The sequence below is a fragment of the Pseudoalteromonas sp. SR45-5 genome (assembly GCF_014163565.1).
In the GTDB taxonomy this organism is placed as follows: Bacteria; Pseudomonadota; Gammaproteobacteria; order Enterobacterales; family Alteromonadaceae; genus Pseudoalteromonas; species Pseudoalteromonas distincta.
Map to the genome: position 1 here is coordinate 1 of NZ_JACJDN010000068.1, position 10366 is coordinate 10366.

7 protein-coding genes are annotated in these 10366 nt (G+C 37.3%); 1 reads left to right on the top strand and 6 read right to left on the bottom strand.

Going from position 1 to position 10366, the window contains the following annotated elements; translation table 11 throughout:
- Window positions 1-36 precede the first annotated feature (36 nt).
- Window positions 37-3051, top strand: a complete 3015-nt coding sequence (locus H5072_RS04400) for an immune inhibitor A domain-containing protein (RefSeq protein ID WP_182692827.1) — start codon at window positions 37-39, stop codon at window positions 3049-3051.
- 70 nt (window positions 3052-3121) lie between these two features.
- Here the strand turns inward: H5072_RS04400 and H5072_RS04405 are convergent, their stop codons facing one another.
- From H5072_RS04405 to H5072_RS04430, 6 genes are all read right to left on the bottom strand, one after another.
- Window positions 3122-4129: an isocitrate dehydrogenase gene (locus H5072_RS04405; RefSeq protein WP_039487666.1), complete on the bottom strand. Its 1008-nt coding sequence runs from the start codon at window positions 4127-4129 to the stop codon at window positions 3122-3124.
- Between the two features lie 206 nt (window positions 4130-4335).
- Window positions 4336-6024 carry a hypothetical protein gene (locus tag H5072_RS04410; RefSeq protein ID WP_182692828.1) on the bottom strand — a complete coding sequence of 563 codons (1689 nt, stop codon included), beginning with the start codon at window positions 6022-6024 and terminating at the stop codon, window positions 4336-4338.
- Window positions 6025-6035: 11 nt separating this feature from the next.
- Complete coding sequence (locus H5072_RS04415) at window positions 6036-6419, bottom strand: DUF3192 domain-containing protein (protein ID WP_024596929.1); 384 nt, start codon at window positions 6417-6419, stop codon at window positions 6036-6038.
- A gap of 69 nt (window positions 6420-6488) precedes the next feature.
- Window positions 6489-7262, bottom strand: a complete 774-nt coding sequence (gene xni / locus H5072_RS04420) for a flap endonuclease Xni (RefSeq protein WP_024596930.1) — start codon at window positions 7260-7262, stop codon at window positions 6489-6491.
- Between the two features lie 10 nt (window positions 7263-7272).
- Window positions 7273-8616: a nucleotide 5'-monophosphate nucleosidase PpnN gene (gene ppnN / locus H5072_RS04425; RefSeq protein ID WP_182692829.1), complete on the bottom strand. Its 1344-nt coding sequence runs from the start codon at window positions 8614-8616 to the stop codon at window positions 7273-7275.
- A gap of 62 nt (window positions 8617-8678) precedes the next feature.
- Window positions 8679-10214, bottom strand: coding sequence for a diguanylate cyclase (locus H5072_RS04430; RefSeq protein WP_182692830.1), 1536 nt, complete (start codon window positions 10212-10214; stop codon window positions 8679-8681).
- Window positions 10215-10366 lie beyond the last annotated feature (152 nt).

A 10366-nucleotide genomic window follows, 5' to 3' on the forward strand; every position in this document is an offset into this window, starting at 1 on the left:
TATGATTGCTACATAATTATGTTTGAGGAAAACACAGTGAAAAAAGTGACGTTAATTGCGCTTTTAACTACGCTATTAAGCCCTATGGTGGCGGCTAATAACTTAAGTCCGCATGATGTTGGCATAACTAACGAAGAGCGTATTTTATATTGGCTTAAAAAAAGAGACCAAATATCTTCAAGTGAGTTAGATAGTTCATTTAAGTCATATATGAGTAACAAAGACGTTGCCAATCACTCAATTAAAAATGGCTTTAGGCAATTTAAATCCTCTTCCAACTTTTTTTCAAACACAAATAAACAACAGGTCGCTTTTTCAACGTCGCTAGTGCCAGATCAAAGCGTTAATGATGTAAAAGTGTTAGCTATTTTAATTGATTTTCCTGATCTTAAACATGACGACAATCAACTTGTAGAGCAAGACACCGACATGTTTTACGCTGATTATTCAACTGAGCACTATCAGCAAATGCTTTTTAATACTCAAGGTTATACAGGCCCTGATGGACAAAGCTTAAAAACGGCTGCTGATTATTATAAAGCGGCTTCGGGAAATAGCTTAAACTTTAGCGGGCAGGTATATGGTTGGGTAACCGCTAATAGCAATGCAAAAATATATGGTGAGCGCCAAGGCAGTACACGGGATATAAATGCGCCCGCTTTAATTAAAGAGGCTGTGGAGAAAGCAGTTGCAAAGTTTAATATTAATTTAGCGGATTATGACTTAACTGATTTAGATGATATTGATGGCGACGGTATCCTTAATGAACCTAATGGCATTATTGACCATGTAATGGTATTTCATTCAAGTATTGGCGAAGAAGCGGGTGGCGGTTACCTAAGCACCGATGCTATTTGGTCGCACCGCTACTATGTATTTGATGAAAATAGCGGGCCGAGCGAGATTGCAGGCAGCAACATTAAGCTCTTTGGTTATACCATTAACCCTATTGATGCCGGGATTGGTGTGGTTGTGCATGAATTTGGGCATGATTTAGGATTATTAGATGAATACGACTTACAATCTAACACGGTAGGTGAGCCTGTCGCGTCTTGGTCAGTTATGTCGACAGGAAGTTGGGCTGGTTCGCCAAGAGGCTCAGAGCCAGTTATGTTTAGCCCTTATGCGCTTGAATATTTACAAAAGCGGTACCAGGGTAACTGGGTTAACCAGCTTACGCTTGATATGGATGAGATAGAGGCTAACTCACAGCAAACATTAATTAATACTGCGAGTACTTCACAACAGCAAAATCAAATAAAAATAGCACTACCACCAAGGCTCGAAAAATTTAGGGCTCCAGTAGAAGGTGATTTTCAATACTATTCAAATACGGGCGACAATATTAGCAACAGCTTAGCTAATACAATTGCGCTACCAAGCACAACTGAGACACTTACTTTAAGCTTTATTGCTTATTACAGTATTGAGCGCGATTACGATTTAGTTCAAGTAAAAGTAGATGGCGAGCCAATCGCGAGTAATTATACGCAAGCGCTTAATCCATACTACGGTGATATTGGTCCGTATATCTCAGGTGATTCATTTCTTAATAGTGATGCTAAGCAACCTAACGGCTATTTGACCCATAAGTTTGATTTATCAGCTTATTCTGGGCAAACAATTGATTTAAAAATTGAATACATAACAGATGCGAACACACATTATTATGGTTTTGTTGTTGATGATATGCGCATTGAGCAAAGTGATACTTTAATTTGGCAAAATAATGCACAAGATCAAGTTAACACAGAGTTTAATGGCTTTGAAAAAGTTGGTAGTTACACATATGCATCGCCATCACATTACTATTTACAACTGCGTTCATACACAGGCGTTGACAGTAGTTTGCAAGCAGAGCAGTACTCACCGGGGTTATTATTGTGGTACAGCAATGAATCTCAAGCAGATAATAATACTACCGAGCATCCAGGCAGTGGTTTTGCATTAGTGGTAGATGCTGATCAGCGCTCGATAAATAAAGGCAGTACGCAAACTCCGGCTGCTTCAGCAATTCAAATACGTGATGCTGCTTTTAGCCTATATCAACAAAGGGCAGGGTTAGGTGATGATGATTTATCAGCTATCACCGGGTTTACTGATAAAACCGATTATAGCTTTGCAGCGCAAAAACCATCGGGTGTTGTGCTTCCACAGGTTGGTTTTGGGTTTAGTATTATAAGCCAGTCAGCAGACAGTGAAGATATAGAAGTAGAGCTTAATTACGATGTTACTAAGGGAATTAATTTTACTAAAAACGGTTTAACCGTTAATTTTAATGTAGAAGGTTTTGCACTTACTCCTGCGGACAAATTTACGTGGAGTTTTGACGATGGAAGCTCCAGCACAGAGTTAACGCCTACTCATGAATACCAAGACTATGGCACTTATAACGTTGAGTTTATGGCAGATAATGGTACTTCACAGCAAGTCGCTGTAGCACAAGTTACATTAGTTGAACCATTAACTGTAAATGAAATTGAATATGTAATAAACCAAGGAACTTTAACAGCTGACGCATCGCTTACAGGTGGAGTCGCACCGTATACTTATAATTGGCAGCTAGGAGATGGAAGTACTTTAGCGACTCAATCGTTTACGTATAATTATTTGTACTCTGGCGATTACCAAGTAACGCTTACAGTGACAGATGACGAAGGCACTGAACAATCAAAAGCGATTGATGTAACTGCTAATGTTCCGCTTAGCATAAACGCAAACGCTACAGTTAGTGATTTAAGCGCACAATTTAATGCCCAAGTAACCGGCGGCTTTAATAGTTACACTTACAGTTGGGATTTTGGTGATGGCAGTGCGTTATCAAATTTACAAAACCCAAGGCATACTTATCAAGCTGACGGGACTTATAACGTAACGTTGAATGTTACTGATACTCAAACCAATGATACTTTTACTCAAGAGTTATCTGCTACTGTACAAAAACAACAAAGTAGTTCGGGTTCAAGTGGCGGATCACTGGCGGGTTTATTAGGATTACTACTGTTAAGTTTATTTAGGTTTAATACTAACCTGCATAAATACATTAGGTAGTAAACGCAGTTAGCAAACACAAAAAAGCCCGCTAAATTAGCGGGCTATTTAAATTAATAACAAATATTAATTATAAACGGTCAATTACTGATTGAGTGAAATCAGTTGTACCGTGGCTGCCACCTAAATCGCGAGTTGTACGGTCGCCTGATTTAATTACATCAGCAACAGCACTACGAATACGCTCTGCAGTATCGCCCATATTTAAATGCTCAAGCATTTGAATAGATGCTAAAATTACAGATGTTGGGTTAGCTAGGTTTTTGCCAGCAATATCTGGTGCACTACCGTGTACAGCTTCAAAAATTGCTGCATCTTCACCAATGTTAGCACCAGGTGCCATACCTAAACCGCCAACTAAACCAGCACAAAGGTCAGATAAAATATCACCAAATAAGTTAGTCGTAACAATTACGTCAAACTCTTCAGGTGTCATTACTAGCTTCATACATGTTGCATCAACAATCATTTCATTTGATTCAATTTGTGGGTAACGCTCAGCTACTTCACGTGCTACTTTTAAAAACAAACCAGATGTTGATTTTAAAATGTTAGCTTTATGAACTGCAGTTACTTTTTTACGACCTTCGCGTACCGCTAGCTCGTATGCAAAAGTTACGATTTTTTCTGCGCCTTCACGCGTAATTATCGATTTTGCTTCTGCTTCATTACCGTCTTCACTTACTACTTGGCCAGCACCTGAGTACATACCTTGAGTGTTTTCACGAATAGTGATGATATCAATATCGTCGTAACGCGCTTTAGTACCAACAAATGATTTAACTGGACGTACGTTAGCGTATAAACCAAATTGCTTACGAAGTGTTACGTTAATAGATGTAAAACCTTCACCTACAGGCGTAGTTAATGGGCCTTTAAGAGTGATTTTGTTTTTAGCAATTGTATCAACTGTTTCTTGCGGTAATAACTCACCTGTTTTTTCGAGTGCAGCTAGGCCAGCATCAACAAATTCATAATCAAAGTCGCAACCTGCGGCTTTTAATATTTCAAGTGCTGAGTCGATAATGCTCGGACCGATGCCGTCGCCTTTGATCACTGTGATGGTTTGTTTGGCCATTGACTTTTCCTTTAAAGAGTTTGATTTGCACATAAATTATTACTCTGAGAGAGTAACCGCTTGTTAGAACATTTATGTGAACGTGCTTGAAAATTTAAGGGCGCATTTATACCAATTTATCACCCATTTTGCTAGTTTATACAAAAAATACTGGGTATACACGAAAGTTATAATGGGTATAAAGACATAAAATAGCTTCTAAAAAACTAAATACTATTAAACAACTCAAGAGATTCTAATTGTTGATAAAAATCAGCTTGGTTATGCCACTTGAGTATTTTTAGCTGTTCATTTAACGTTTGCTGCTGCCACGGAGTTAGCGAAAGTTCTGGTTTAAACACATTTTGAGCAACAACCTTAAGTGTGATCCAAAGTTTATGGGCCTCAGTTAAGTGCTTTTTAGGTGTTTGCTCTGCTTCTAAGAGTGCTGCTGTCCATGGGTTATCACTCAATAAAAGAGTAAGCTGTTGTGTTAGTTGTTCGGTGTTAATTGCATTTACCCCAAAAAAGGAGCAGATAGGGGCACTCAATGTTTTATTTGGTGTGTCGTCAATCAGCGTTTTACGAGAAAGCTGTGTACCGCACTGCGTTAATAAAAAATGGGCGTAAGCGTATAAAGGTAAAGTAATGTGCTCAAACTGGTCATGGTCATTTTTACTAACCAATAAAGCCATTATTTTTACTAATCCATTTAATCTGTTAGTCACGTAGGCTTGCAATGGATGTGGGGTAACATTAACTAATTGTTCAAAAACAACCCGTTGAATTATTGCAGGTGCATTATAATAACCGACCATAGATAAACTATGTTTTAAGTCTTTTGCGGGCTGATGTTCTTTATTATATGGTTTTACTGCCTCGCATAAATTAGCAATTACGAGAGGGTGGGGCGCCATCAGCAGGCTTAATCCTTTATAGCTGTATTCGTGCTGTAACTTAATATTACTTATTAGCTCAAGTAAAGATTGTGCCTTATCAACCTCAAGCTCACTTTGTGGTTTTACATGTTCACTGTTAAATACTTTAAAGCTAATGGTTTTATCAGTGCAATGCCATTGTTTTGGATTATCGTTAAGCGTTGCTTTTACTCTATACCAGGTTAATTTATTTGGATTTTCTGTACTAATTAAAACATGCCGTTGTTGTGCATCAGTTGCTAAATAAATCATGGTTTGCTCAGCGTATAAAACGCGGCTTCCCGGTAATAATGGCCCTAAATGCGCTATTAGTGATTTAATTAATTGCAGTGCGAACAAGTTAGGCGTGCGAATGTACAAATCGGTTAGTGCTTTATATAAGCTAATATGTTTATTAGCCGTGTTGCTCGTAATGTTCATGCTAATAATATTTGCTAGAGCAATTAGCGTTATGCCCCCATCGTAAAGCATTATTTTAGGAGCACTTACCAATGCTTGTTTATACTTATTTAATTTAGCAAGTAACTGCGTAACAGGTTTGGCTGAATCGCCACTAGCTAACATTACTTTTGCTGCTAACTGATGACGCATTTTCCAAATTTTTTTATCAGAATCTTGAAAAGGTGTTTGCTCGCAAAGCTTGTTTAATTGCGCTCCAACACATAAATGCTCAATGAGAGTAGTGACTATGTATAGCTCACTTAAGGCACTATTATAATTTTGAGACTTACACAGGGCAGCAGTTATGACGCTCTGACTAACAACTAAGTTGGTGGCATAAGAATAACTTGGGTTATAAAGCGTCAATCGGGATTGTAATGCGAATGGCTGTTTGCTGTAGAGCACTCTATATTGCTCAGCTAGCTTACTTGCCATTGGATATAGAGCTGTCCATTTTTGTTTATTGTTATAATAGCTTAAAAACAGCTGCGTATTATTAAGCAGCTGCTCTAAGGTAGTTGAAACAGCTTCATCCATTAAACCTTCACCTAATTTTGTTCTTGGTATTTATTGTATGCACTCGGGCCCCACAAAAACAGCTGCCCATTTTTAAATAATAGGCCAGTACATTCATCCATAGTGGTAATACCGTCAGATGTTTTATGTTGTGTACGATAAAAAACTATCTGAAATACTTGTTCACCATCTCGTTTGGCATAAGTAAGATCGGGGCTGCCTAAGTAATCAAGAACACTATTTAGTGTTGTTGGCTGCTCAAGTGATAGCTTTTCGATGTAACGTTTATTGAAAGCCTCTCGGTCTTGCCAAATCATAGCTTGAGGATCGTCTTTATAAAAGGTAATCACCAATGCAGCTATCAGTGCATATAGCCCTAAACCTAAAATTAAATATCGGATAAATTTTTTCAATATGGCTTACTCTGACTCCGGTAACTAATATCAGTATACGTTTTGTAATGTTTAGAGGCTATTAACTTGCGACTAATTAAGTCTTAACTGCTTTAAACTAAAACCTAAATTTATATCGGTGCGTAAACTAACCAAGTGCTTTGAAATTACGTACATATCCATATTAGCGGCTAACTTTGCTTTAATACTCGGGCTTAGAGACTCATCTTCGGCTGCTTGTTCAATTGAGTTATAGTTATTAACTATTTGCTGCGCAGATTTAGTACCTATTCCTTTAACTCCCGGAATATCATTTGTTTTATCGCCCGCTAATGCCCAAAAATCAACGAGTTTATTTTGCTCAACACCAAAACGCTCTTTTATACTTGTCTCATCTAGATAGAGCTTTTTAAAGTAATCGTAAACTGTAATGTAAGGGCCAATATAAGGTAAAAAGCCTTTATCAGTAGAAACAACAGTGCTTGTTATTTGATTATTTGATGCCTTAAAGGCAAGCGTTGCAATAATATCATCAGCTTCATCGTTAATAGGCTCAAATACTACAATACCTGTTTCTTCAATTGCGGCTTTAAAATGCAATAGAGCATCTTTTAATACTTGGGGCATTGGCGCGCGTGAATGTTTGTAGTCTTTATAAAAATGATAACGCCAGCTTTTGTCACCATCGAACACAGCAATGGCATGGGTTGCATTACTCGTATCTAAAAGCTTTTTACAGGCGTGGGCTACACGTGCACAGCACGTTTGTATCATTTGCTCGTCGCTATGATGTTTTTGATTTGCGTCAACGGCGTAAATGCGCCTAATTAAATTAAGCGCATCTATAAGAAGTAAATGGGGTTTCAAACTATAAAACTCATGCTTTTATTTTGTAACATGGAACATATTTACTACCAGGGAGCTTCATGCGACCTTGAAGAACAAATGCCTGTAATAATTTATCCATATTTGTCATAAGGGCAGGTTCGCCACTTAAAATGTATGGACCGTTTTGTTTAATGGCTCTAACGCCTTCGTCTTTTACATTACCAGCAACAATACCAGAGAAAGCTCTACGCAAATTAGCCGCGAGTAGCTGTTTAGGCTGATCAAGGTGTAAATCTAAACTTGCCATATTTTCATGTGTTGGTGCAAAAGGTTGTTGAAAGTCGTTATCTATTTTTAATGTCCAGTTAAAGTAATAAGCATCACCTTCACTTTTACGGTAATCACGAACATTAGCCATCGATGACTTTAGTTTTTGACCGACTAATTCAGGATTATCAATAATTACTTCAAACTTATCCAACGCTTCCTTACCAAGTGTCATTTCAACGAACTCGCATAGCTCTTTAAAGTACGCCTCGCTTTGTTTGGGGCCAGTTAAAATAACAGGTAAACATTGCTTAGTATTATCTGGGTGCAACAATATGCCTAATAAATATAACAACTCTTCAGCAGTACCTGCGCCACCAGGAAAAATGATAATTGCGTGAGCTGTTCTAATAAAAGCTTCAAGGCGTTTTTCAATATCAGGTAAAATAACGAGTTCGTTTACAATAGGATTTGGTGGCTCGGCAGCAATAATGCTTGGCTCTGTTAAACCTAAGTAGCGATTATCGGTGTTACGTTGCTTTGCGTGGCCAATAGTTGCGCCTTTCATTGGGCCTTTCATGGCACCAGGACCACAACCGGTACAAATATTTAATCCACGTAAACCAAGTTCGTAACCTACTTGTTTTGTGTACTTATATTCAACCTCGTTTATTGAATGTCCGCCCCAGCAAACAACCATGTTAGGCTCGCTTTTAACACGCAGTGCACCTGCATTTCTGAGCATATCGAACACCATATGGGTTATGGCTTTTTGCTCTTTTAAATCTTTTTCGTATTTTTGACAAATAAACAAAATATCACGAATAACAGAAAATATATGTTCGTGAATACCGGTAATTATTTCGCCATCAACAAATGCGGTTTCGGGTGGGTTTTCAAGCTCAATTTTAATACCTCGTTCGCGGCTTACTAAACGAATATCAAAATCTTTGTATTTGTCGTATATATCGTTACTGTCGTCGGTATGACTACCTACATTGAGGACTGCAAGTACGCAGTTTCTAAATAATTTATAACGCTCACTAGCAGACGATTGCTCTAATAAATCAACTTCTAATTGCGACAGTAAATCTAAAACCCCAGTTGGGTTTAACTGTATTAACATAGACGTGCTCCTACTACTAAATCGTAAAACTACTTGTCATAAAAGTTATAATAGCTATGACATTATTTACTGGTACAAAGTCTATCTCGCCCTGAATTTTTGGCTTCGTAAAGTGCATCATCAGCTCTATCAAATGCCTTTAATAGGGTATCGCCTTTTTTAAATTGAGTTGCACCTACCGAAATAGTGATCTCAATTTGTTTTTCTCTAAATTTAAAAGGTATATTTTTAATTACCTTTCTTACTTTATCCAGGGATAATGTTGCGTTTTCTAGCGACACACCTGGCATTAATAGTACAAATTCTTCACCGCCATAACGCGCTATAAAATCAGACTTTCTTACTGATTTTTGCAACGCTTTTGATATAACTTGTAAGGTAATATCACCTGCGGTGTGGCCAAATCTATCATTGATAGATTTAAAGTGGTCAACATCAATAACTGCAAGCGTAACATCTGATGGCTGCACATTAAACAAATGCATTTCGTGATTGTAACGTTCGTCAAATGCAGCCCGGTTAGGCAGTTTTGTAAGTCCATCTAGTAAGCTTTTAAAGCGCTGTTCGTTTAAGCGTTTTTTATACGTTGTTAACTTATCTTCTAAAGTAACAATTCGAGTATTTATTTCATTAAAGCTAGCGCTAAGCATTTCTCTGTCTTTTCGTTCTAACTTTTCTTTTGCTATAAAATCTTCGCTTATTGATTTTAATTCGTTATCTACGAGTTCTTTTAAAGATGAGATTGATGTAGCTTTTTGCGTTTGCTCATTAAGATTTTTTATTTTTAGTTCAATGCTTTTATTAAGTGAGTCAAACTCAACTTCCATAGACTCAGAGTGCTTGCTAGTTGAGACGATAGAGTTATGAAGATCTTCGAGGGTTTGATTTAATGAAACTAAAAAGCTTTGCGCGGATTTACGCTCTTTACTTATATTTTTTACCACTACATCAATAATACTAATTGCAACATCAAGTAATGTATCGATTGAGTCACTTTCTGTAATATTATTTTTTATATTATTAATTTGTAGCGTAGCTTCTTCTTCAAGTATAAGTTCATTTGCGAGCTCAAGTAGTTTTTTTGCACGCGCCTGTTTTTCTGGGCGCTGCTGATCAACTTGAGGGTTTTGCTTGGTAAGCAACGCTTCATGATAAAAGCTAATAAGTTGATCAAGTAGCGGAATGTAACCATGAGTTGAATGAACGTTATTAATCTCGTGATCGAGTAAATTTCTTAGAGTCCTACGAGTATCGTCAGGTAAACCTTTGGTTTTTTGTAATTGTTTACCGGCACTTTGCACACTGTTGTATAAATTACGTTGCTGAGCTTGTTGAATCGATTCTTGGTTTTTAAGTAGGATTAAAGTTTCACTAATAAGGGGAGCAAGGTTTTCAAAACTCATGCCTTTATTAAGCGCACTTCTAAATTTGGCGAGGCGATTATCTAACTCGATATCTAGTCCTTTACAGCTCAACGATAGTTTAGCTGTAAAGTCACATAGAACATCTACTTGATGTTTACGAGCGCTCTCAACAGCCATACGCGCATCAATTGCTTGTTTTAGCTTTTTATCTGTTGCGTTAGATCTTTGTGACACCTAAGCATACCGCCATCAAATTAATTTCATTATCTTCAGTTTACAACAAATTTTTATTATGTGTAGTTATCTAGTAAAAAACTTAGAAATTTTAATAAGCTACTACTTATAAACTCGTATATAGGGTCATTTATCGTATTTAATTCACTTTT